General features: G+C 44.8%; 22 protein-coding genes. 8 read left to right on the top strand and 14 right to left on the bottom strand.

What is annotated here, in order from left to right:
* Positions 1 to 120 precede the first annotated feature (120 nt).
* Positions 121 to 1,359, bottom strand: coding sequence for a LysR family transcriptional regulator (locus tag AZH43_RS05100; protein ID WP_067667257.1), 1,239 nt, complete (start codon positions 1,357 to 1,359; stop codon positions 121 to 123).
* Positions 1,360 to 1,465: 106 nt separating this feature from the next.
* Between AZH43_RS05100 and AZH43_RS05095 the strand changes: the two genes are divergently transcribed.
* The 3 genes from AZH43_RS05095 to AZH43_RS05085 are packed head-to-tail and all read left to right on the top strand — an operon-like array spanning position 1,466 to position 3,998.
* A complete protein-coding gene (locus tag AZH43_RS05095; protein ID WP_067667256.1) occupies positions 1,466 to 2,206 on the top strand; it encodes a PIG-L deacetylase family protein in 741 nt (246 codons plus the stop codon).
* Entirely contained in the window at positions 2,203 to 2,916 is a 714-nt protein-coding gene (locus AZH43_RS05090) for a 4-carboxy-4-hydroxy-2-oxoadipate aldolase/oxaloacetate decarboxylase (protein WP_067667254.1), read from the top strand. The genes AZH43_RS05095 and AZH43_RS05090 overlap by 4 nt, the downstream gene beginning before the upstream one ends.
* 2 nt (positions 2,917 to 2,918) lie before the next feature.
* Positions 2,919 to 3,998 (top strand): 4-oxalomesaconate tautomerase, encoded by a 1,080-nt coding sequence (locus AZH43_RS05085; RefSeq protein ID WP_067667252.1) that lies wholly within the window; start codon positions 2,919 to 2,921, stop codon positions 3,996 to 3,998.
* A gap of 363 nt (positions 3,999 to 4,361) precedes the next feature.
* Here AZH43_RS05085 and AZH43_RS05080 read toward each other — a convergent pair whose 3' ends face one another.
* The 9 genes from AZH43_RS05080 to AZH43_RS05040 all read right to left on the bottom strand — a co-directional run bounded on the left by AZH43_RS05080 (position 4,362) and on the right by AZH43_RS05040 (position 14,998).
* Positions 4,362 to 4,628, bottom strand: a complete 267-nt coding sequence (locus AZH43_RS05080; protein WP_067667250.1) for a hypothetical protein — start codon at positions 4,626 to 4,628, stop codon at positions 4,362 to 4,364.
* Entirely contained in the window at positions 4,625 to 6,184 is a 1,560-nt protein-coding gene (locus tag AZH43_RS05075; protein WP_067667248.1) for a PepSY-associated TM helix domain-containing protein, read from the bottom strand. Before AZH43_RS05075 ends, AZH43_RS05080 begins: the two co-directional genes overlap by 4 nt.
* Positions 6,185 to 6,187: 3 nt before the next feature.
* Positions 6,188 to 6,466 (bottom strand): hypothetical protein, encoded by a 279-nt coding sequence (locus tag AZH43_RS05070; protein ID WP_067667246.1) that lies wholly within the window; start codon positions 6,464 to 6,466, stop codon positions 6,188 to 6,190.
* A 57-nt stretch (positions 6,467 to 6,523) separates the two neighbouring features.
* On the bottom strand, positions 6,524 to 8,680 hold the full coding sequence (locus AZH43_RS05065) for a TonB-dependent siderophore receptor (RefSeq protein WP_067667244.1): 2,157 nt from the start codon (positions 8,678 to 8,680) through the stop codon (positions 6,524 to 6,526).
* A gap of 672 nt (positions 8,681 to 9,352) precedes the next feature.
* Complete coding sequence (locus tag AZH43_RS05060; protein ID WP_067667243.1) at positions 9,353 to 10,558, bottom strand: amino acid aminotransferase; 1,206 nt, start codon at positions 10,556 to 10,558, stop codon at positions 9,353 to 9,355.
* Positions 10,559 to 10,593: 35 nt separating this feature from the next.
* Positions 10,594 to 12,006 (bottom strand): amino acid permease, encoded by a 1,413-nt coding sequence (locus tag AZH43_RS05055; protein ID WP_067667241.1) that lies wholly within the window; start codon positions 12,004 to 12,006, stop codon positions 10,594 to 10,596.
* A 191-nt stretch (positions 12,007 to 12,197) separates the two neighbouring features.
* Positions 12,198 to 13,259, bottom strand: a complete 1,062-nt coding sequence (gene hppD, locus AZH43_RS05050) for a 4-hydroxyphenylpyruvate dioxygenase (protein ID WP_067667239.1) — start codon at positions 13,257 to 13,259, stop codon at positions 12,198 to 12,200.
* 426 nt (positions 13,260 to 13,685) lie between these two features.
* Positions 13,686 to 14,141 (bottom strand): very short patch repair endonuclease, encoded by a 456-nt coding sequence (locus AZH43_RS05045; RefSeq protein ID WP_067667237.1) that lies wholly within the window; start codon positions 14,139 to 14,141, stop codon positions 13,686 to 13,688.
* A 656-nt stretch (positions 14,142 to 14,797) separates the two neighbouring features.
* Positions 14,798 to 14,998 (bottom strand): hypothetical protein, encoded by a 201-nt coding sequence (locus tag AZH43_RS05040; protein WP_406564608.1) that lies wholly within the window; start codon positions 14,996 to 14,998, stop codon positions 14,798 to 14,800.
* Positions 14,999 to 15,544: 546 nt separating this feature from the next.
* Here AZH43_RS05040 and sbmA point away from each other — a divergent pair.
* Positions 15,545 to 16,741, top strand: coding sequence for a peptide antibiotic transporter SbmA (gene sbmA, locus AZH43_RS05035; protein ID WP_067667235.1), 1,197 nt, complete (start codon positions 15,545 to 15,547; stop codon positions 16,739 to 16,741).
* 260 nt (positions 16,742 to 17,001) lie between these two features.
* Complete coding sequence (locus AZH43_RS05030; RefSeq protein ID WP_319822703.1) at positions 17,002 to 17,970, top strand: hypothetical protein; 969 nt, start codon at positions 17,002 to 17,004, stop codon at positions 17,968 to 17,970.
* Positions 17,971 to 18,074: 104 nt separating this feature from the next.
* On the opposite strand, the gene AZH43_RS05025 is transcribed toward AZH43_RS05030, so the two are convergent.
* The 3 genes from AZH43_RS05025 to AZH43_RS05015 form a co-directional block, all read right to left on the bottom strand.
* Positions 18,075 to 18,653 carry a DJ-1/PfpI family protein gene (locus tag AZH43_RS05025; RefSeq protein ID WP_067667231.1) on the bottom strand — a complete coding sequence of 193 codons (579 nt, stop codon included), beginning with the start codon at positions 18,651 to 18,653 and terminating at the stop codon, positions 18,075 to 18,077.
* 234 nt (positions 18,654 to 18,887) lie between these two features.
* Positions 18,888 to 19,403, bottom strand: coding sequence for a chromate transporter (locus AZH43_RS05020; protein ID WP_067667229.1), 516 nt, complete (start codon positions 19,401 to 19,403; stop codon positions 18,888 to 18,890).
* The gene (locus AZH43_RS05015) at positions 19,400 to 19,975 is read right to left on the bottom strand and encodes a chromate transporter (RefSeq protein ID WP_067667227.1); all 576 of its coding nucleotides are present in this window, start codon (positions 19,973 to 19,975) and stop codon (positions 19,400 to 19,402) included. Before AZH43_RS05015 ends, AZH43_RS05020 begins: the two co-directional genes overlap by 4 nt.
* Positions 19,976 to 20,097: 122 nt before the next feature.
* Here AZH43_RS05015 and AZH43_RS05010 point away from each other — a divergent pair, with 122 nt between their 5' ends.
* The 3 genes from AZH43_RS05010 (at position 20,098) to AZH43_RS05000 (ending at position 22,876) form a co-directional block, all read left to right on the top strand.
* On the top strand, positions 20,098 to 20,985 hold the full coding sequence (locus AZH43_RS05010; RefSeq protein ID WP_067667225.1) for a LysR family transcriptional regulator: 888 nt from the start codon (positions 20,098 to 20,100) through the stop codon (positions 20,983 to 20,985).
* A 332-nt stretch (positions 20,986 to 21,317) separates the two neighbouring features.
* A complete protein-coding gene (locus AZH43_RS05005) occupies positions 21,318 to 22,178 on the top strand; it encodes a hypothetical protein (protein ID WP_067667224.1) in 861 nt (286 codons plus the stop codon).
* A 179-nt stretch (positions 22,179 to 22,357) separates the two neighbouring features.
* On the top strand, positions 22,358 to 22,876 hold the full coding sequence (locus tag AZH43_RS05000; protein WP_067667222.1) for a hypothetical protein: 519 nt from the start codon (positions 22,358 to 22,360) through the stop codon (positions 22,874 to 22,876).
* Positions 22,877 to 22,940: 64 nt separating this feature from the next.
* On the opposite strand, the gene AZH43_RS04995 is transcribed toward AZH43_RS05000, so the two are convergent.
* Positions 22,941 to 23,411, bottom strand: coding sequence for a hypothetical protein (locus tag AZH43_RS04995; protein ID WP_067667220.1), 471 nt, complete (start codon positions 23,409 to 23,411; stop codon positions 22,941 to 22,943).
* Between the last annotated feature and the right edge of the window lie 217 nt (positions 23,412 to 23,628).

The following is a 23,628-nucleotide window of genomic DNA, read 5'->3' as shown; positions in this document are numbered from 1 at the left end:
CATTGTCCTGCCGCAGAAATACAAATGAGTAAATACCGTCTTTGTTTTATGCTGCTTCAGCAGGAAAAGATAATGCCTTTGATGGTCACGGCTATGCATTTTATTTATAAGCGCCTGCATTTAACCGCTTGGTTCTGTTGCGGCGCATACCGCTATTAAGCTGTCAATGAGCGCTTTGCTGGCGGCGGATTGAATACTGTTTTTGCGGAAAATAATGCCGATTTGCCGAGTGGTGTATTGCAGGTCAAACGGCAGCTTTTTAATCAGGCCTTGATCAAGTTCATGCTTCATCTGCTGTTCAGATACCACAGCAACCATATTGGACTGTAAAAGCAGGCCGCGGCTGAGCGCCAGATCCCCCGTTTCCACGGTCGGTTCTGGCGGTGTCAGATTCAAGCTGCGGAAGTTATTTTCCATTAAAAGACGGGCAGGAGAATTAGCGCGGGGCAAAATCCATTGCTGTTCCAGCAGATCGTGGAACTGCACTTTTTTTCTCAGCAGCGGATGCTTGTTACGGACCACCATAAACATGTTTTCATCAAACAGCACCTGAATGTCCAGATCTGAAGACTGCTGCTGAGGGCGCAGCGCGCCGACAATAAAATCAATATCGCCTGAACGCAATTGGGCAACCAGAGATTCGTAGGCATTTTCAAAGGTCAAAAAACGGATTGCAGGAGAGTGAGCCGCAAGTGAAGCAATCGCTTTGGGCAGCAGAAAGGTTCGAATCAGCGGCAGTGCGCCAATCCGGACGGTTCCCTGCAGTTTGCCGATAAAGTCTGCGGTTTGGTTGGGAACATCATGAATAATATTGAGGCAGCGCTTAATGTTTTGCTGCAGTAAATCGCAGATTTCTGTGGCTTTAATGCCATTTGGCGTGCGGATAAATAATTCTATATTTAACGCTTCTTCCAGCAGTTTGACGGAGGCGCTGACTGCTGGCTGAGTAATGCCCAGCAAAGACGCGGTATTCTTCATGCCTTTGGTTAAATACAGCGTCGAAAAAATGTCCAAACGGCGGGTGTTGTATAAAAAGAAGGGCTCATTGATATTTTGAGAAGGCGCTGCGCCTTGATGCTTGTATTGATGCACCAGTAACGGAATTTGACGCAGCTCCTCAATTGCGCTTTTGACTTGCGCATGAATATGATGGCCAATTTCAGTTAAAATGACGCCGTTATGATGGCGTTCAAACAATTCGGCATTCAGCTGTTTTTCCAAATCCGCAATGGCGCGGGTAATGGCGGATTGGGTACGGTATAAATGTTCAGCCGCTTTAGAGATATTTTGAAATTCTGCAACTGTTAAAAAGAACTTCAGCTGCATCAAGTTAATCTGGCTATGTGTGTTCGGGCACATAAAAATCCTTTTTCAAAATATAAATAAAACTCATATCCCTGCGGGATAAAGTCATTATCTTTTCCATTTTGTACGTGTGAACATTTCAGTACAAAGGAGATGATTTATGAACGGCAATACTTCTAACAAAACAGGTCTTGTAATCAGCGCTCACTCGGCAGATTTTGTATGGCGCTCAGGCGGTGCAATTGCACTGCATGTAGCGCGCGGCTATAAAATGCATGTCGTCTGCCTGTCTTATGGCGAGCGCGGCGAGTCTGCGAAGTTATGGCGTCAGGCAGGGATGACCGAAGAAAAGGTCAAAGCAGTGCGCGAGCAAGAAGCGCGTGCTGCGGCAGAGGCGCTGGGCGCCAGCATTGAATTCCTGAATCTTGGGGATTACCCTTTGCCGAGCAACAGCGACATTATTTTTAGACTAGCTGATATCTACCGCGAATTACAACCTAGTTTTGTGCTAAGTCATTCTTTACATGACCCTTATAATTATGATCATCCGCGCGCGGCGCATCTTGCGCAGGAAGCGCGCATCATTGCTCAGGCTGAAGGCCATAATCCAGGTCAGCAAATTATTGGCGCGCCTCCATTTTACTGCTTTGAACCGCACCAGCCTGAACAATGCAATTGGAAACCGGACGTATTTTTAGACATTACCGAGGTTTGGGATAAAAAATACGCGGCGATTCAGTGCATGCAGGGGCAGGAACATCTTTGGGAATACTATACCCGTGTAGCGCTGCAGCGCGGTGTGCAGGCTAAACGCAATATCGGCATCACCAGTGCAAAAAATATTGTCTATGCAGAAGGCTATCAAAGCATCTTCCCGCGTGTAACGGAGGATCTTGCATGAGTCAGCTTGGCCGCAAAGGCGTCGTGGTCCGCAATATAGACCGTGCTGATGCAGAAACTGTAAAAAAACTGGCAGCTTATGGCGTGGCGACTGTGCATGAGGCGCAGGGCCGCAAAGGCCTGCTTGCGCCGCGCATCCGCCCGATTCAGCAAGGCGTGTCAATTTCAGGCTCTGCGGTAACGTTATCGGTTGCGCCGGGCGACAACTGGATGTTCCATGTCGCTGTAGAGCAGTGCCAAGCTGGCGATATTATTGTGGTTGCGCCTACATCACCCTGTGTGGACGGTTTTTTTGGCGACTTGCTGGCAACCTCCATGAAAGCGCGCGGTGTGATTGGCTTAGTCGGCGATATCGGCATCCGCGACAGCCAAGTGCTGCGTGATATGGGCTTCTATGTCTGGTCACGGGCGGTATATTCGCAAGGTACGGTCAAAGAAACTTTAGGCTCTGTGAATATTCCAATTGTCTGTGCTGATCAGCTGGTAAATCCGGGGGATGCCATTGTTGCCGATGATGACGGCGTGGTTGTCGTGCCGCGCAATGATGCCGCCAATGTTCAAATCCTGAGCCAAAAGCGCATGGACTTAGAAGAAGCGAAACGTGTGCGCATGGAACAGGGCGAACTCGGTTTGGACATTTATGAAATGCGCCCTAGATTGGCAGACAAAGGGCTGATTTATGTAGACCGCTTGGAAGATATGGAAACTTAACCATGCAAACAAAAATACGGTGCATGCTCATGCGGGGAGGAACCTCAAAAGGAGCATATTTTCTGGAATCAGATTTGCCGCAAGATTCTGCGCTGCGTGATCAGGTCTTGCTGGCTGTGATGGGTTCACCTGATGCGCGCCAAATTGACGGCTTAGGCGGAGGAGATTCCTTAACCAGTAAAGTGGCCATTATCAGCCCATCTGAACGTGATGATGCCGATGTAAATTACCTGTTTGCTCAGGTTAATGTGGATCAGGCGATTGTGGATTATGGGCAGAATTGCGGCAATATTTTATCTGGTGTTGCACCGTTTGCGATAGAGCGCGGTTTGGTTCAGCCAGAAGATGCTGTGACTTCGGTGCGGGTGTTTATGCAAAACACTGGGCAGCTGGCGGAAGTTGTAGTGCAAACGCCAAATGCTGAACTGGAATATGCTGGGGAAACTTTTATTGATGGCGTGCCGCTGCCTGCTTCAGAAATCATTTTGAACTTTCAAAATATTGAAGGTTCAACCTGCGGCAGCCTGCTGCCGACAGGGCAAGCGCAGGACGTTATTCATGAAACACCTGTGACTTGTATTGATAACGGCATGCCTGTGGTACTGATTCGGGCAGCAGATTTTGGGATTCAGGGCAGTGAATCGAAACAGGAACTGGATGCCAATCAAGCATTGAAAGCGCGTATTGAGGCGATACGCCTCATTGCAGGCGCAAAAATGAACTTAGGTGATGTCAGCCAAAAAAGCGTCCCTAAAATGTCCATTATTTCTGCACCTTTGGCTGGCGGCGCAATTAATACCCGCACGTTTATTCCGCATAAATGCCATGCGGCCATCGGCGTATTTGGGGCAACCAGTGTGGCTGCTGCTTGTTTGATTCAAGGCACTGTGGCGGCGGATATTGCGCGTACTTGCAATGATTTGCAGCAGCGTTTGGATATTGAACATCCGCAAGGGCGCTTGACGGTGCTTTTAGAGCGGGATGATCAGCTGAATATGACGGGCTGCGGCTTTATCCGCACGGCGCGGGCAATTTTTGACGGTTTTGTCATGATTCCTGAACGAATTTGGCCGCAGCCTTAATGGGCAGAATGCGATGCAATTACGCAGATTGGCATTCTGGAGATTAGATTTAGGCGTAATATTTATTTCAGCATCATGAGATCAGTATCTGTAGCAGAGCTATTGCAGATACTGCTTTTCATGATTCATTTTGCAAAAATCCCGGCCTGCTTTAAGCGCCTGCAGTATTTAAAAGTTAGCGGATATTCATTACAAAATTTTGTGGCTCATATGATCGGGAGAATACAGTATTTTTCGCGTCTGAAATTCAGGTACATCCAATAGGCAGCTGTATTGATTTTCTGTACAGTTCCTTAAGCATTGATTTCTCTTTGGCGCTAAAGCCTTAAGGTTTTAGGAGCAAGATTGCAGCAGGTAAATCGCTCAGCGATTGGCCTTGAGAATAAATAGAAATAACAGCGGTGCGGAAAAAATACACAGCGCAACAATACTGATGCTGCTGCCAAATGTTAAGCACAGCAGATATAGCGCAAGAATCAGGCTGATGCATGATGCTGTTCTAGTCCATTTTGGCCTATGGGCAAGCCAAGCTTGCGCAGACTGACGGGTTTGAGCAATCTTTTTGCTGCTGACCGTATAAAAGCCATAGAAGGCAATCCAAATCAAGCAGCAGGCTAGGACTAGTTTCATTTTGAAGCCTTCAGCATTGAGTTTTGTTTGAGGCGTATTTTATGCACCGCCTTTTGCTGAATAGGGGTGATTTTTTGGTGCAGAAAAAGGGCAAGAATCGCAAAAGTTAAAATCATCAGGTCTACACGTAAAAAAAGCCAATATTGCGAAAACGACTGTATATAACCCTTTGACATTAGGTAGGCAGCATCGAATATAGGCAACAGCATCGCCGCCGCAATAAAGCATTTGAGCTGTGTTTTCCATAGCGCGCGCTGTGCTGTGAGCAGCGCGATGATTAAGCTGGCGAGCCAGACAGCAGAAAATGCATATATTTCATAATTGGGCCCGCCCGCCTGAACCTGAATGAGCCGGTTAGCGTATAAATACGCCAGCATGGCGCAAGGCAGGCCAATGACAGCTGCAATATTGAAACGGTTGACGGCATAATGGCCTAAATGAAAGCGATCATTTTTCTTCTGCATCTGCCGCTTTAGGCTCCAAAGCAGCAGCCCTGATGCAATCATGGCGCAGCCTAAAATACCTGAAAAGAAAAAGCCTAACCGCAGCAGCGGCTGTGCGAATTTCGCCATGTGCAGGCCATATACCCCGGCATTTAAGGTCGCAATCGCACTGGTGTTGCGCGTAGCGCCAAGTATTTTTCCATCGGCGGCGGCAAAGCTGATTTGCGCTTGATTGCGGGTAATGGAGCGGTCATCCAGTTCAGTTATGCTAAGCTTTGCTTGCTTGGTATTCGGCAGGCTGACACTGATATTATCAATGGGGACATTTCCCCATTGCTGCTGAGCCGTATGAGTGAAATATTGAACCGGCAGCATCTCGGCTTTAATTAATGTACTGCTGTTTGCCGAGGGGCTGGCAGTGGAGCGGATTTCTTCAAAATACTGAAAAGGATTATCTGGGTACATTTTTTTCATGCCGGGCGGCAGCACAATATAGAAGAAGATCGCTAAGCCGGTAAATGTCACGGTAAGAAAGAACGGCAGGGCAATCACCGACGATACATTATGAAAGTCCAGATAAGAGCGCTGTCCTTTAAAAGCCCGCAGTGTGAAGAAATCAGTCAGAATTTTTTTGTGGGTAATAATGCCTGAAATTAAAGTGATCAGCATGACAAAGGCCGCAATAGTCGTAATGAGCCGGCCAATAAAATAAGGCAGGCCATACAGCTGAAAGTGAAAGCTGTAAAAAAAGGCGCCGCCTTGAGTGGCTGATAAATTGAACTCTTGACCAGTCACAGCGTCCAGCGTTTTACTTTCGTAGGCGCCATCTGCTTTTTGCCAATAGATTTTATTCACTGGCGAATCTGAATTTGCGACTCCGATGTACCAGCTTTTGGCATCTGCCGCATGGCGCTGCAGATAATCAAATGCCGAGTGAATGGCTGTGTCTTGGTTAACCTGCATGCTGGCAAATTGCGGCTGCATCCATAAGCTGATTTCATGGCGGTAATAGGTGGCGGAACCGGTCAGAAATATTGCGAACAGCAGCCAGCCAAAAGTCAGGCCTATCCAAGAGTGGAGCCATGCCATAGATTGACGGACAGATTTATGCATGAATTAACCTAGGGTGTGATATAGGGCAAATAGGCCAAGCAGCAAGGCAAAGCTGAATAGACTGAGCCGTTTCAGATGCGGTGTGCAAAAAGCGAAAATGACAAAACCGGCATAAAAAATTAAGGCAATAAAGGCCGCCAGATAAATGGATTCCGCTTTAGGCCAATACAAATGAAAAAAAAGCGTCAGATTGAGCGCTAAAAAATAGCAGCACAGATAGCCTATGCCAAACGCAGCAATAAAGCGGTATAAAACGGCTAAAGGATATCGGAGGGAATGCATGGCTTACCTGTACTGTATAAATAGGCCCCGTGAGTAAAGAACAGGGCCAGAGTTGAATCAATATTTGAATTTTACAGCCACGCTGTAGTTGGCCGGCGCACCATAAAAGCCTTGCTGATCCGGGAAATTAAACAAGTATTTTTCATTGGTTAAGTTGTTGCCATTCGCCTGCAGGGTAATGTGGCTGTTCAGTTCATAACTGGCCATCAAGTTCAGCAGAGCGTAGGCATCCTGTTCAATGACTCCGGCTTGCTGCGTCACAACGCCATTGCTGCTGGATTCTGGAACATCTAAATAGGTTTTGTCCTGCCATTGCACGCCTAGGCCTAGTTTCAATTTTGGAATTTGCGGCACTTGATAGGTCGTCAAAATATTAAAAGACTGCGTCGGGTTGAAAGTGCGGGCATCTCCGCCATTAATAAGATCTTTCAAACTGAGCGAGGTAAAGCCAAAACTCAGGTTTAAATGATCGGTCAGCTGCCCAGCAAGTCCAAATTCATAGCCTTGTGAACGCAGATCGCTGACTTGTGTTTTGCGCAAAGTCGGAATGCCGTCAGAATTTCGCAGCGGATAGTTGCTTTCTTCAGTACGGAACACTGCCATAGTCGCGGTTAATTTATCATCCAGCCAAGCGCTTTTAATTCCAATTTCATAGCTTTCGCCCTCAATGGGTTTGTTGATGCTGCCATCCAGCGCTTTGGTGGTTTGCGGGCGGAAAATAGAGGTATAGCTCATATAGCCTGTATATTCGGGACTGAAGCTATAGGTTAGGCCCGCATAAGGCAAAACTTTATTTTCATCATAAATGGCATCTACGCCATAACTGCTGCCTTTGCTTTCAGACTGTACATAATTTGCGCCCAAAAGCAGCTTTAAATCATCATTTAAATGCAGGCGGGTTGCGGCATAGACACTTTGATTTTTCTGCTTGATATGCATTTCACCGCTGGTTTTTGACATATCCCATGTCGGTTCTTCCGGTGTCAGGCTCGCTAAATCAGACGTCATATGATTGGAAAAGCTGCCGCCGTAGCCTAATTCATTGGTATTGTTTTCTGCCCACGAATAGCCGAATGACGCTTCATGGCGCTGTCCCCAGAGTGGGTATGTACCACTGAAATTCAGGCTGGCCTGACGCGCTTTATTGTCATCTTTATATATGCCGGGATATAGATAAATGCCTGAAGTTCCATCTGCGCCGGGGTTGCCGGATAAAAATAAAAGTTTCGAATCGCGGGTGGTCTGCTTTTCATCATATGCGATTTTGGCTTTCCAGTCGCCGCCAAGCTTTTGTTCAACTTCAGCAAAATAGTTTTTAATATTGGTATCCCAATAGGTCCAGTTTGGGCTGAAGCTGTAATTTCGGGAGTAGCTTAACTGTTCGCCTTCGGTGCTGATTAATGGGTTGGCTCCCCAGTTATTGCCATTTGCCTTGTTGTTGGTTTCTGTATAGCCGGCAGTCAGGAGTGTCGTATCTGTTAAATCTGCTTCAATGACGGCGCCGAACCCGTTCTTTTCCAGTGCATAGCGGTCTAAATAACTGTCGCCAGTTTGCTGATAGCCAAACACCCGTCCGCGGATCTTGCCATCCTGAGTGAGGGCAGAAGATGCATCCGCTTCGTAGCGCTGTGTATTCCATGAGCCGTAGCTGGCGTTGAAGGACGCCTGCAGATCCTGAGTAGGACGCTTCCGAATCATGTTGATGCTGGCGCCTGGGTCGCCAATGCCATTATTTAAAGCATCAGCGCCTTTCACCACTTCTACACGGTCAAATAAGAAACTGTCAGGATTGTCATTATTGTAATTATAGCTTTCTAAAGGAAAACCGACCCCATCAACCATAATATTTGAAATTTCAAAGCCGCGCGCAAGATAGGAAGTCCGGTCAGTTTCCTGATTGCTGACAATCACCCCAGGTGTATTGCGAAGCACATCGCGGGTATTATTCAGTGCAAAGTCATCCAGCTGCTGACGCGTCACAACGTTGACCGTTTGCGGCGTTTCTTTCAGCGGAATGTTGAGTTTGGATGCGGTGGCAGATTTTTGGATGATATAAGCTTTGCTTTGTTCAGAGGTTTGCTCTGTTTGCTGCGCCTCGACAGAAATAGCAATGGTCGGCAGCTGCTGCAGATCGTCTGCGAAAGTTTGCTGTGCGGTTAAAATGGCGAAGCTGATCAGAGACAGCTTGAAGGCGGGCTTTAAAGATGGAGGCATGTGATTATTAATGATAATGAAAATAATTATCAGTTAGTTTATTGTTGGAGTATTTAAATAGCAATTATGGGTTGACCGAAAATATAAATAGAAAATGAATAATTGATAGAATTTTTTGTTTTTGTGATTGAGCAGCTGACAATTTTCGGCTCTTCTTGTTGTTCCTGCCATGCAATGCAGGTGGGCGCTTAAAGCAATAGTTGATTGCAGGCTGCTGCAGCGCATGCTGTAAAGTGGATGGCGTAATAATTTGATAGATGTTACTTTTTGATTTAACTATCTGTTTTTTAGAATTGATTGCCCATTTTTAGCCTATGAATAGAACAGGCATTCTGGATTAAAAACATTGCTCATCAGCTGGCCTGTATTAGGAATCCCTCAGTTATTAAGGTCTTAGAGACAGCACAGTTTCGCTGTGATGCAAAACTTGCAGGGTGCAGGGATGGCATTCGATTTTACGGATTTATTTTATGGACTTAGAGTGAATACAATTTAGCTGATCATTCTGAAAAAAGGGCAGAGCCTAGTTTCAGCTGGTTGCAATAGAACGGCCGTATGCTTCTAAGGAGACGTATGCAAAGCCAATTGAATAAATAGATTAAATTTTTGTTTTTTTAAGCATAAAAAAGCCCTCATATATCGAGGGCCTTTTTAGTTAAACAGGCAGCGGTATTAAGCAGTTGCCCGAATAACTTCGGAGATAGCATCCGCCACGTAATCAATATTGTTTAAATTCAGGCCGGCTACACACATGCGGCCGCTGCGCACCAAGTAAATGCCATACTGTTCTTTCAGCAGGTCTACCTGTTCAGCGCTGAGGCCGGTGTAGCTGAACATGCCTTGCTGTTTCAGTAAATAATCAAAATCGCGTTCAGGCAGCGCTTGGCTTAATTTGCTGCTGAGCAATCCGCGCATTTGAATAATCCGCTCACGCATTTCGTTCAGTTCGGTTTGCCATTGCGCATTCAGTTCTGGCGTATTCAGCACATTTTCAACCAAGAGTGCACCCGTGGTTGCTGGGCTGGAGTAAATGCGGCGGACAGTCGCTTTCAGCTGGCCCAGCACTTTTTGCGCTGTTGCCGCGTCATCACAGATAAAGCTCAAGCCGCCAACACGTTCGCCGTACAATGAAAAGATTTTAGAAAATGAATTGCTGACAATGAAATTCATGCCGGACCGGTCCAGCGCGCGGATCGCATAAGCATCCGCTTCAAGACCTTGCCCAAAGCCTTGGTAGGCAATATCCAGAAATGGAATTAAATCCTGCTGCTTTAATACCGCAATCACTTGGTCCCATTCGGCAGGGTTTAAATCTGCACCTGTCGGGTTGTGGCAGCATGGGTGCAGCAGCACAATGCTTTTTGCAGGAAGCGTGCTCAAGGTGTCCAGCATGGCCGGTACATTTACGCCATTGGTCTTTTCATCAAAATATGGGTAAAAGTGAGATGCAATGCCTGCGCCATTAAAAATAGCAATATGGTTTTCCCACGTTGGCTGGCTGACCCAGACATCAGACTCAGGAAAGTATTTTTTCAGAAAATCTGCGCCGACTTTCAATGCGCCTGAACCGCCTAAAGTTTGAATAGTGACTGCGCGGCCATTACGGCGGGCTGGGCTGTCTTCGCCTAATACCAAGGCTTGCGTCGCTTGGTTATAAGGCTTCAATCCATCCATTGGCAAGTACAGTTTAACTTTGTCATTGCCTGCTTCAATATTTTTATAAGCGGCTTGAACAGACTTTAACTGCGGCACAATATTGCTTTCGTTATAATACAGTCCAATACTTAAATTAACTTTTTGAGTCCGTTCATCTTTTACAAAGTCTTCCATTAAAGACAGAATCGGATCACCTGCATAAGCATCTACATGTTGAAACATGGTCTAACCTTCATTGTTAACGTTGAGCGCCGTCTTTAAGAAAGACGGACTTTATCCTTTGACAGTATTGCATGATCAGCCGCTTTTTTCTTTTGAAAGAAATAGGCGATCAGCAAAATTGATATCCATACTGGAATCATCCAAACCGCAATAAGCATATCGGGTGTTTGACTCATGATGAATAAGATGCCGCACATAAAAGCAATGCATAAATAGTTGGTGAACGGGTAGGCAATGCTTGGAAACAAAGTGGCAGTCTGCAGCGCGATCATGCGTCTTTTAAATTTTAGATGCGTGTATGAAATCACCACCCAGTTAATCACAATGGCGGCAACCACCAGCATCATCAGCAAGCTGAAGGCTTTTTCAGGAAATAGGTAATTGACCAGCACGCACAGCAAGGTGAAAAATGCAGAAGCCATCACCGCATTGACAGGAATGCCGCAGCTGTTGATTTTACTGAAAAATTCAGGCGCATTGCCTTGTTCTGCTAAACCCAGCAGCATGCGGCTGGTACAGTAATTGGTGCTGTTATATACAGAAACCGCAGCGGTCAGCACAACAAAGTTCAGCACTGTTGCCGCGGTTTGGCTGCCCAAGGAATCAAAAATCATTACGAAAGGGCTGCCGCCTTGCGCCATTTGATTCCACGGATACAGCGACAGAATAATCACTAAGCTGAGGATGTAAAACAGCAGCACGCGGTAAACAATCTGGTTAATGGCCTTGGGGAGCGTTGTTTTCGGATTATCCGTTTCCGCTGCGGCAATGCCCACCAGTTCAATACCGCCAAAGGCAAACATAATCATCGCCATGGCCATGACTAAGCCCATGACGCCATTCGGGAAAAAGCCGCCCAGCGCCCACAAATTACTGATATTTGAGCTGGCAGAACCGCTGCCGCTGGCCAGCAGATAACTGCCGAAAGCAATCATGGCAATGATGGCAATCACTTTGATAATAGCCAGCCAAAATTCCATTTCACCAAACAGTTTGACGTTCAGCAGGTTAATCACATTAATAAAAATAAAAAAGCCTAGGGCAGATACCCAAGTCGGAATTTCAGGCCACCAATAGTGAATATACAGGCCAATCGCGCTGAGCTCGGCCATGCAGACCAAAATATTCAGCACCCAATAATTCCAGCCGGACATAAAGCCAGCAAATTTGCCCCAATATTTATAGGCAAAGTGGCTGAATGAGCCGCTGACAGGTTCTTCAACAATCATTTCGCCTAATTGGCGCATCATTAAAAATGCGATCAGGCCTGCAATGGCATAGCCTAGAATGACTGAAGGGCCTGCTAGCTTAATGGTTTGCGCGATGCCAAGGAATAATCCTGTTCCGATTGAACCGCCCAGCGCAATCAGCTGAATGTGGCGGTTACTTAAACCTTTTTTCAGGTTTCCTTGCGGATGTTCATGTTGAGGTTGAAGTGTTTGAGGCATTTGCTTCCATCATCCGTGTCGTGACCGTACTCTATCATTGAATGTCCGCATTATTATTGTTTTGCTTGGGCCATCAGAGCCGTATCGTAATTTTTGAAGATCATGTCCATAAAAAGCGCATTGCCTGAGCGTGATGCAATTAAATGCAGCTCAGGCAAGCAGCGGCAGTGCTTTAGGCCGCATGCCTAAAATCAAGCATTGGAAATATCCAGTACGCCGCGCTTAATTTGATCGCGTTCAATCGATTCAAATAGCGCTTTGAAATTGCCTTCGCCAAAACCATCGTCGTCTTTACGCTGAATGAATTCGAAGAACACAGGGCCAAGCATATTCTGAGAGAATATCTGCAGCAGCAAACGCTTATCTTGATTTTGTGTATTGCCGTCCAGCAAGATGCCGCGCTTTTGCAGTTCTTCGGTCGGTTCGCCGTGATTTGGCAGGCGTTCCGGCAGCATATCGTAATAAGTGCTTGGCGGCGGCGTCATAAATTTAGCGCCTAATGCTTTCAGCTTGTCCCAAGTGCCAATCAGATCATCGGTAATAAAAGCAATATGCTGAATACCTTCACCATTGAACTCGCTGAGGAATTCGGCAATTTGACCATTACCTTTGTCTGAGTCTTCATTCAGCGGAATGCGGATTTTACCATCCGGTGCGGTGAGGGCTTTAGAGGTTAAACCAGTGTATTCACCTTTAATGTCAAAGTAGCGGATTTCTTGGAAGTTGAAGATTTTTTCATAAAAATTTGACCAATAATCCATGCGGCCTTTATAGACGTTATGGGTTAAATGGTCGATTTCTTTTAAGCCTGTGCCTGCAGGGTGCGGGTCTTGACCCTCGATGAAAATAAAATCGCTGGCATAAATATCTCGGTCAACCAAGAAAATAGGAGAACCGCCAATCCCTTTAATGGCTGGAATGTTTAACTCCATTGGGCCAATTTTGCTATAAATCGGCTCAGCGCCAAGTTCAATGGCTTTATTGAAGGCTTTGGCCGCATCTTTGGTTCTAAAGCCCATTGCGCAGGCTGAAGGGCCATGTTCTTTGTAAAAAAATGCCGCATAAGATTCTGGCTGATAATTCAGGATGATATTGATATTGCCCTGACGCCATAAATATACATTCTTAGATTTATGCTTTGCCACTTTGCTGAAGCCGATTGTTTGAAAAATTGCATCCAATTCACCGTCTTGAGATACAAACTCAATGAATTCAAATCCGCAGAGCTCTAAAGGGTTTGCCAGCTCATTCATAAAACGTCCTCATTCTTTCAAGCAATCCAATTGCTTTAAATTGTTGTCGTGCGCAAATGGATTTTTCATATCCATGATATCTGAACGCAGATATCCATTTAATTTTTATGACAATTCCATTTGCCTTAAATCAAATTTATCGAACATTCTTGGCGTTATGCCAAAGCATAAATTCGATAAAATCAATGCATGCTTTCATCATAAAGCGGAGATTGAATTATTCAATACATAAATAAATTACTAATTACGTAATAAATGAATTTTAATGTATATTTTTATAACATAAAGTAATGAAATTAATAATTAAAAGTTTTGTTTGATGAGGCGAAAGAGAATTTTTTAAATTGTAAATTTTTGTAATTATTTTGTGCGCAGCAAAGTTAGAGATCAATTTTGTACTGCTGAACAGCTACGCAAATGAGGCTTTTAAAGCTCTAAGTATGTGTCGTTGGCATTTGACAGCCATGCTTGGAATTTAGTCAAAGACCATGCAAAATCTTGTGCATTGCGGGTGGAGCATTCCCACCAAATGCAGACTTTCCAGCCCAAATCCAGCAGTTCTAAAGTATGGCGGGTATCACGTTCAACATTCTTCAAAATTTTAGGCTGCCAATATTCCAAATTGCTTTTGGGCCAATGAAAATATTTGCAGTCATGGCAGTGCCAAAAACAGCCGTGCACAAAAATGACGGTATGGTATTTTTTCAGCACAATATCAGGTTTACCGGCCAAATCCTTATGGTGCAGGCGGTAACGGTATCCTAAATGATGCAGCGCTTTTCGAATTTTAATTTCTGGTTTGGTATTTTTGGAAGGGATGGCTGCCATGTTTTCAGAACGGGTCAATGGCCTGTGAGCAGCTTTTTTTTCTTTGCCTGACATTTTTAAGTTCCTTGTAGATCTTTCCGCAAGCAGCACACTTATGCAGTTTCAGGTCTCAGCCTATCTTCAGTATAGCTATATAGAGAATAAGCGGTCATGAAAAATTGCAGTACTGCCACTGTCTTTATCAGGGGGCTCTAAATATAATTTTAGGCACTGACAGTGGAGAGGCGCAAGGCATACAGGGCATGGGAGTGTAATGGCCAAGCTGAATGTGATGAGATTTGCATGGGTAAAAGGAACATGATTGCAGATAAAATAAATCGAATGTTTTAAATGGCGGTATGCAAATTCTGAAGTTAAATGTTAGACATTGAATACAGCTGAACTAATATGGCTCAGTAAGAGAGTTGAAAATCAATGAGGCAAAAAATATAGGGCAATGCCTATTATGGGGTGTATTTAGCAGATCTAAAATGAGATCGGCATATAATGATAGTTGATGAGTTCAGCAGCATTATTTTTTTGCCGTTCTTAGAATAATTCGAAGCGATTTGTTCAGCTGTTCTTCATCAACATTGAATGAATTTAGCGCCTATCATATCGAGGACTTGCGCTGCTATAGACGAATTAGAAGAACTTGCGCTGTAAATACTGCATCGATCTGGGGAGCGTAAATTGAAAGATGCAGTATGTTTTTCAGCAGGGCAATACGCTCAGATTTCGCGCCAGATTGTATCCTGATCTTTCAGTGAAATCATGAAGTTGAAGTTATTGTCATTGCTGACCAAAAGGCCTTTAGGTGTTTGCATGATCACTTTCAAGACAGTGCCTTGTTCAAAAGTCAGCGGTTCACAGTTTTCTTTTTCAAGTGTCACTGGTTTAAGCAGCTCTACAATTAAATTATTCACGTCCATCCCCTTTTTAACGTTATATTGTCTGTTTATAAAATCTTAACACATTCTATGTTTTTTTAACTATTGTTGTAAATACTGTGGGATAAGTCCGATAAAAAACCATAAATGGAGGATAGTTAATATAAAAAATCATTAGAACTTTAAGCATCGCTTCATTTTTAAAGTGTATATTTCATCACAATATGCTGTTTTAGAAATGCGTTATTGCTGAAGCGGCGCTGCTATTTGGTATCTAATATCAGCAGGTACCGATTCCAAAGAACAGTATATAACCGTATGCTGGATCATCTGGCGTTTTCTCTTTATCGGGGCCAAATCATTAAATTGAATCGCTTAAAATGGGCTGAAGAGTCATCTAATTTTTTATGCATGAGCTGAGTAAACTTTTTGAAGCGAGTAACATCCCAAACAAGAAGCGGAATAAAATTCAACAAAACATCTGGAAAAATTGCAAAATTTAAAAGAAAAATTAAGATTTAAGTTCTAAGATCGGCTCATATTTTTCATCGCAATTTTACAGCAATAATAAAGGACACCTGCAGCAGAATGTTTAAATCCTTTTTCCCAAATCCAAAATGGTTTTTTGGATCATTAATCCTGTGGTTCGCAATTAATATCGCGCTTTGGTATAGCGGGGGCAGCGGTTGGGGAACATTCCTAGGCATGCCGCAAGGTTATGCTTCGGCAGAGATGCCGATCGGTGTCAGCCGTTTTTGGGCGCCATCCTTTCTTTGGTTTTACTTGTGGTTCTTTATTTCAACGGCCATTTTTGCGCTTTTTTGGAAATTTAAATCCAACAATCCGTGGCAAGGCTGGTCTGTATGGGGCTCTGCATTTATTCTGTTCAATATATGGTTTGGCGTGCAGGTCAGCGTAGTGGTCAATGCATGGTATAACCCGTTCTATGACCTCATTCAAAAGATGCTTAGCAGCGGCGGCGGCGATGTTACTCAGCTGTACAGCGGCGTAATGACCTTCTTATATGTGGCGATGGTGTATGTCACTACGGCGGTTTTTAACCTGTTCTTTGTCAGTCATTATGTGTTCCGCTGGCGCACAGCAATGAATGATTACTATACGGCCAATTGGGACAAGCTGCGCCATATTGAAGGCGCTTCGCAGCGTATACAGGAAGATACCATGCGCTTTGCCAAAACTATGGAAGGGCTAGGGGTCAGTTTGGTCGAAGCCTTGATGACTTTGCTGGCATTTTTACCGGTATTATTTTCACTGTCATCCCATGTTAAAGACTTGCCAATTGTCGGTGAAATACCGCATGCATTAATGTGGGCTGCCGTTACGTGGTCTGTGGCTGGAACCGTGATATTAATGGTCGTCGGCTATAAATTGCCCGGTTTGGAGTTTAATAACCAAAAAGTGGAAGCGGCTTACCGGAAGGAATTGGTCTATGGTGAGGACAATCCGGACCGCGCTGATCCATTAACCTTGAAAGAATTGTTCAGCAAGGTGCGTTTTAACTATTTCCGTCTGTATTTCCACTATGCATATTTCAATATGGTGCGTATTTGGTATATGCAGCTGGATAATTTGTATGGCCTGTTTGTGCTGTTTCCCAGTATTGCGGCAGGCGCCATTACCTTAGGCTTAATGATGCAGATTTCTAATGTATTTGGCAAAGTGCGTGAATCTTTCCAATATTTAATTGCGTCTTGGCCGACCATTATTGAATTGCTGTCCATCTATAAGCGTTTAAAGGCCTTTGAATCAACCTTGGATAAATAATTCATCTGCCCGCAGCCTGCGGGCTTTTTTATAGCCACACTAAAGGCAGCGGCTTTAAAAGATTTAAACTGCTGCTTTTTAGGCAATTAAAAAAGCAGCCTAGTTCAAATAATTGTATAAATGGCTTATGGATTTGGCAGTTTCTGTCTGAAAATATAGATTGGTTCATTAAAAAAATACATGAAAAACAAAGTGTTGAATTTGAGCTTTAAAGGTGTTTCGTATATGTTTATTTTCTCAGCATGATTGAGAATATATGCGTGAATTTCAAAACATTATTGTTGATGGGCAGTTTAACGCTGCTGTTGCCTGGCTGCGCCAGTATTGGAAAATCTAGTTCGGAATCTATGAATAGATATGCTTCAGCACAGGAGCTGATCGATCAAAAAAATCTGAATGAAAGCAGCGGCGGCGCCAAAGAATATGTGTATGTGTGGGGTGCAAAGCATGCTGATGCTGAACCGCAGTCTTTATATCCGCGGAAGTATTTAAGCAATTACTGCCATAGTCAAAATGGCAGTTTTTCATTGCTGCATAAAAGTACGCTAAGCTTGGTCAAAGATGCTAAATCAAGAAATACCTTGGCAGCGCATTCGAGTATTAAGCAGGGTGTCGGCGCATATCAATGTGCGCAGAAAAATGGCCAGCGCTGGATTGTATCGATTGAACCTGTATCCGAGTCTCGGTCTTCTCAATTTACAGATGCACGGGCTGTACGGCTGAAAACAGAGATAATAAGTGCAGATGAAGCGAGGAGATTCTACAAAAACAGCAGTGCAAGCGGAAATGCCTCGAAGAAAGCAGCAGCTGCACCCGCAGCAAAAAATACAGCTGCGCCCAAGCCGGCAGTAAAAAATCTTGATGTCAAAGATGCCGAAGACAAAAAAGAGACAGCGGAAACTGCTAAGCCATCGTCTGCTGCTGTGACACCGCAGCAGCAGCAAATGAAATATTATGTGGCGGCGCGCCGTGATTTAGCCAAAGGGCAGACTCAGGTTTCAGGCTGTCAGAATGCGCAGAAGGCTTATAATTATGGAAAATTGCATGGCGCAAATGCATCGAATGTGTATGCAGATTCTGGCGTGCTGCTGGCGCGCTGTTTAACCTCGGTGCCTGCGTATAACCGTCAAGTGCCGAATGCTCGGGCAAAAGCGGTGGGAATTTTGCAAAATCTGTCTAAAAATTACAATCATGCAGGCGCTAAGCATATGCTGAACCAAATGAAGTGATACAGATGCAGATGGTGCAGATAAAGCCATCTGAATCTTTGATCCGCAAAAAAAGCTAAGCGCAGAAACGCTTAGCTTTTGTAGTTTTGAATTAATCAGATTATTCAAATGCTGATGCTGGCGCCCAATGCTTTTACAAATTGCGCCATCCATGCTGGATGCGCAGGCCAAGCCGGAGCCGTGACCAAGTGGCCGTCTGTGACCGCGTCTGTCACAGCAATATCGGCATATTGGCCGCCCGCCAGCTTCACTTCTGCTGCGCAGGCAGGATAGGCAGAGCATCGTCGGCCTTTCAGCACATCTGCTGCGGCCAAAATCTGTGCGCCATGACAGACCGAAGCGATCGGTTTTTGCACAGCGTCAAATTCGCGGACAATTTCAAGGACACGTTCATTCATCCGCAAATATTCAGGCGCCCGCCCGCCTGGGATGACCAATCCAACGTAATCTTGCGTATGAACGGCGCTAAAGTCGTAGTTAATAGCAAAGTTGTGACCGCGCTTTTCACTGTAGGTCTGCTCGCCTTCAAAGTCATGAATTGCGGTAGCAATGCTGTCTCCGGTATTTTTATCTGGGCATACAGCATGTACGGTATAGCCTAGACCTGTTAAAAACTGAAAAGGCACCATCGTTTCATAATCTTCGGCATAGTCGCCAACCAGCATGAGAATTTTTTTAGACATAATTTTTCCCTCTGTTTGAATTGAATTATCTGAGTTTTGCTTTTAGCTTAGCATAGCAGGATCATGGATTTAAGCAGATGGGTCTTCTGACCGGCTGGGCTTTTCTTTAGTCGAATATCGGTTATCGCTGAAGCATCATTTAGGCATTTTTTAATGGGATGCTATACCGCACTGTCCAATATTTTTTGCATAGCCTCAATAGCTGAAATTGCCGTAGAGTTCAGCAGCCAGCTGTTATAAGAAGCATGCGCCGGCCGCGGCGCCAAATACCATGACCCATAATGGATGAATCTTTTTGCATAAACTCAGCATTGCCGCAACAGCTACAATGGCGGCCAGAAGCAGATTTTGCGCGGATGCCTCTGCAATAATCCATGCACTGGTCAGCACCAGCCCGACAGTAATGGGTTTCAGTGCTTTTTCGAAACGCTCCCGCAGCGGATTATCTTTAAAATGATTCCAAAATTTCAGCGCATAAATGGTAAGTACAGAAGATGGCCCAAACTTGGCAAGAGAGGTGATGAATAACCCTGCCGGACCTGCTACATGCCAGCCGACCAATGGGACAATCATCATATTCGGGCCGGGCGCCGCTTGCGCCATGGCAAACATCGCGCTGAATTCACTGTCGCTCAGCCAGTGATGCACTTCAACCACCTGATGCTGCATTTCAGGCAAAATGGCATTGCCTCCGCCAAATGCCAGTAAGGACAATTGGGTAAATATAATCGCTAAAGTCAGCAGGATCATGCGTTTTTGCCTCCTTTGTTCAGGCTAAGTACAGTCATATTGATTGTCACTAAAATTAGCAGGGTCAGCACCAGCGGTATTTTCACAATCAGCATGAAAATAACCGTCATCATGATGGTGAAATAGGTTAAATAGCTTTTTAAAATCGGCCGCAGCATTTTCAAGCCCATGGCAAACAGCAGGCCTGCAGCGGCGGCGGCCAAGCCTTCAATCATGTGTTTAATGGCCGGGATTGACTGAAACTGCGCATACAGTTCGTATAGTAAAATGACAATTGCGGTAGGAGCTGAAATCAGTCCGATCACTGCGCTGAATGCGCCTTTAACTCCCTGAAATTCATAGCCGATTGCCACTGCCATATTAATGATGTTGCCGCCCGGCAAAATTTGGCAGACACCCAGCAAGTGGGTGAACTCTTCAGTGCTCAGCCATTTTTGCTCTTCTGCAATCATGCGGTGGGCAAGAGGCAATACACCGCCAAATCCCATCAAACCCAGCTTCATAAACCCTGTAAATAATTCCTTGCTGGTCGGGTGAATTACGCGTTCGAAAGGAAGAACTTCAGTTGTCATTTGCTGGCCTCTATGTGGTGATTGGGCTCATTATGAGCTTGTTGAGCTATGATGAAAAATGCTATTTTTGATGTTATCTATACTTAAATAGTATGCTTAATGGTGTATACAAGGAGCCGAGCATGATTGATATTCATAAACTGAAAGCCTTTGTGGCGGTGGTGGAAGAAAGCAATATTTCCCGTGCAGCGGTCAGGCTGAATATGCAGCAGCCGCCGCTTACCCGTATTGTTAAAAGCTTGGAAGATGAACTGGAAGCCAAACTGCTGAACCGGTTGCCCCGCGGCGTAGAAGCGACTGAGGCGGGCAAGGCGCTGTATCAGGAGGCTTTGACCATTCTGGCGCATGCGCAGGCCATTCCCAAGCGCGTACAAAATATTTCTCAGGGCATCGAAGGGCAAATCAATATCGGTTTTACCAATTCGGTTGGCCTGCATTCTTTTCTGCCTGCGCTGCTGCGCAATTTCCGCGAAGCCTTTTCAGCTGTTTCCATACAATTGGAAGAAGATGGCAGCAGCTCTTTGATTGATGCTGTCATTAACGATAAAAATGACATCGCCTTTTTGCGCAAGCCCGCGCCAATAGGCTTGGGTCTGACCAGCCTGCATGTACTGGATGAACCGCTGATTGTCGCGTTGCCGAATAATCATCCTTTAGCTTCAGGGCATCATCAAATTCATCTTTTAGATTTAGAGCCTTTTGATTTTGTGCTGTACCGCCGCTTAGCAGGGCAAGATTTATTCGACAATATTTTGGCCAGCTGCTATCAGGCCGGATTCAGTCCAAAAATCATTCAGGAGGCGCCGCGTTTAACATCCAGCTTGAATTTAATTGCGGCCGGTATCGGCTTGTCGATTGTGCCCGAATCTATTAAAGATTTTTGGAATAAGCAAATTGTGTATAAAGCCTTAAAGGCGGATATCCCATGTATTGCGCCCATCTATGCGGTGTATAAGGATAACGCGTCAAACGCGCGCCTAAATCATATATTGGATTTATTGCAAATTTGATAAAGCGCAGCAGGTTTTCATCGCACAGTGTGCAGAAACTGTGCATATATTTTGCATGCATGGCAGTATCAAAAAACCTGCCGCATCGGCTTGGCTTCAATTGAGCAATACCAGTTGTCTAAAAAATAAAAATGAAGTTGTAGAAGATAAAATGTGTCCATAAGATCCGGATAATAAAAATAATTTTATGCATGACTAAAGTTTAGCTTAAGTAAAAGATACACCGGAAGTTCAGCGCTAGGCAGACCTGTATCAGTCAAATTGAATGCAGGACATGCGCCTTAGCGCAGAGTTTGAGATAACAATTGCAGATAAATGATTGGGGAAAAATAATGAATCAAAATGCATGCAATAAAGTGGAGTTTGAGCCGCTGCTGCTGGATTGGGAAAAGAGGCAGCAGGACATTGATATCAGTCAAAATCCATATTTTTATAATGATCAGGGGAAGCCGAGCTATTTGAATAGTTTGCCTGAAAAGGCTGATTTGATCTTAACTCCGACCATTGACGCTTTAGCGCTGAAGGGGCGTAAATATCAGGTTAAGAATACGCTGGGCAGCAGCAATGACCCGCAATACGGCCTTCAGACGCAGCTGGACTTTGATGGAGCGTTTTTTGAATATGAAGCGATGTGGGCAACCTCACAGGCGGCAGCCGCTTTTGGCATAACGCTAATACAGCCGGGGCAGGCGATTCAGATACAGAATAAAAGCAGCATGCTGTCTCATGTAGAGTATGAATATGGAAAATATGCCGGGCATTGGTGCCCTTATTTAGAATCTGGATTGAATGATGGAAAAACCTTATTTCCTTTTGTCAGTACAGACTTAGAGCATCATGATTTTCCGCATATATTTGCATCGACAGATCAGCAGCTGCCGCTGGTGATTTCAGTCGCCCGTTACTGGCCGGAACAGGGCCAAATTTATTTGGCGGATTTATGGGTGAAACGCGGTGATGCCTTGTATATCCCGCCTAAACCTGCAGGCGTGGGCAAGTTTATTGATCTGCACAATAACCGCAACGCGGCTTTGGCTTGCTGGGGCGGCAGTACAGACCAGCTGCAGAGCAATGCGCAGTCAAGAAAAAAATCGATTGCGACTGAAACTTTAATGCAGTCTAAAGACAGTTATTTTTATTGGTATTGGAATAAAAAGCGCACGGTGCATTCGCAATTGCCCATTGAGCCTTGAGTTTGGCGCTGCGGATATTCAGTCATTGGGAAATCCTGTTCTGCCAAAATAAGACAAGATATGCTGAATGCTTCAGCCTGAAGCTTTGTCAATTTAACAGGCAGTTTTACAGAGTCATAACAGGCTTGAAGAGGCGCTTTGTGATACAAAGTAGCTGACTGTAAATAGGAGTTTGCCTGATGCCGCTGAATATTTTAACTGCCGTACGCCACAGATTTTCCCATGTGAGTTGCCTAAGCCTAATGGCCATGTCTTTATGGGGAGTCAGCCAAATGGCTGCAGCAGGGCCAACAGTCGATCAGCTCAGTGACTGTTTAGTGAAATCGACCACTGCTGCGGATAAATCTGCTGTATTGCAGTGGACGTTTGTGGCGCTGTCAGCGCATCCGGAATTGAAAAAATTCAGCAATGTTACTGAAGAGCAGCGCACCCAGCTGGATAAAAATTTAGCGCAAGTTTTACAGCGGATTTTAGTCGAACAATGTTCTGCACAGACTAAAGCGGTGATTCAGGCAGAAGGCATGCAGGCGGTAGGCGACAGTTTTCAGGAACTGGGCAGCATAACCGGTGAGGAAATTCTGAAAACACCAGAAGTCAAAGATCAGCTGAAAGGTGTGGTGCGCTATATTGATTTAAATAAATTGGTGATGACTTTTTTAACACCCGATTTATGGAATAAGCTGGGCGCAATACGGTAAGTAAACTCAAAAAAAATCCCTCTTCTATGAGGGATTTTTTTACAGGTGAGATAGACAGGCTGTTTTAGTTTAATGTGCAGGCTTTACCCTGATATTCATAGCGATGAACCTTATATTCCTGACCATTCCAACGTAAAACTTCGAAGCAGAAACCGGGGCCGCCATTTTCTATATCTGGCCAGCCGTCTTTGCCTTTAGTTTTTAAGAAGTCAGGCATGCCTGCTTCCTTCAAAATAGTCTGCCACTGTCCATTTCTTTGTTGTGCAACAATATAGTAGCCGGCACCTGTGTTGCCATAACACATGGTGCTGTAATCTGAGATGATTGCGTCTTTTAGACCGTCACCATTGAGGTCTTTGTATGCGGTGATTTCACCGGTCCCGCAATCTGCTTTCCATGCTTTTTTGGCTTTTGTAAAACCAGCGGCTTTAAAGATCTGACTTTCTTCTGAGGCGGGAACTTTCGGTTTTGTTTCTGCAAAGGCAGTGGCGCTAAGGAGGGCAAGGGTAGCAAGTGTGAGGATAGCTGTTTTCATATTGTCCTTTTTTTGAAAGTGATTAAGGCTTTAAAGTATTAGAATAAGTTGAGTGTAGTAGTTTTTGGGAAATTAGCTAGATGGGGTTTTACCTCTCCCTAACCCTCTCCTAGAAGGAGAGGGAATTTCGCGTATCTAAGGAATCACATGACACTCCCTCTCACCATGGGAGAGGGCATAAAGAAAAACTTTGAAAGTTGGATACGTCCTAAGTCTT

Source organism: Acinetobacter pragensis, assembly GCF_001605895.1.
In the GTDB taxonomy this organism is placed as follows: domain Bacteria; phylum Pseudomonadota; class Gammaproteobacteria; order Pseudomonadales; family Moraxellaceae; genus Acinetobacter; species Acinetobacter pragensis.
The sequence above is the reverse complement of the archived record's forward strand: the minus strand, read 5'-3'. Positions and strand labels throughout refer to the sequence as shown.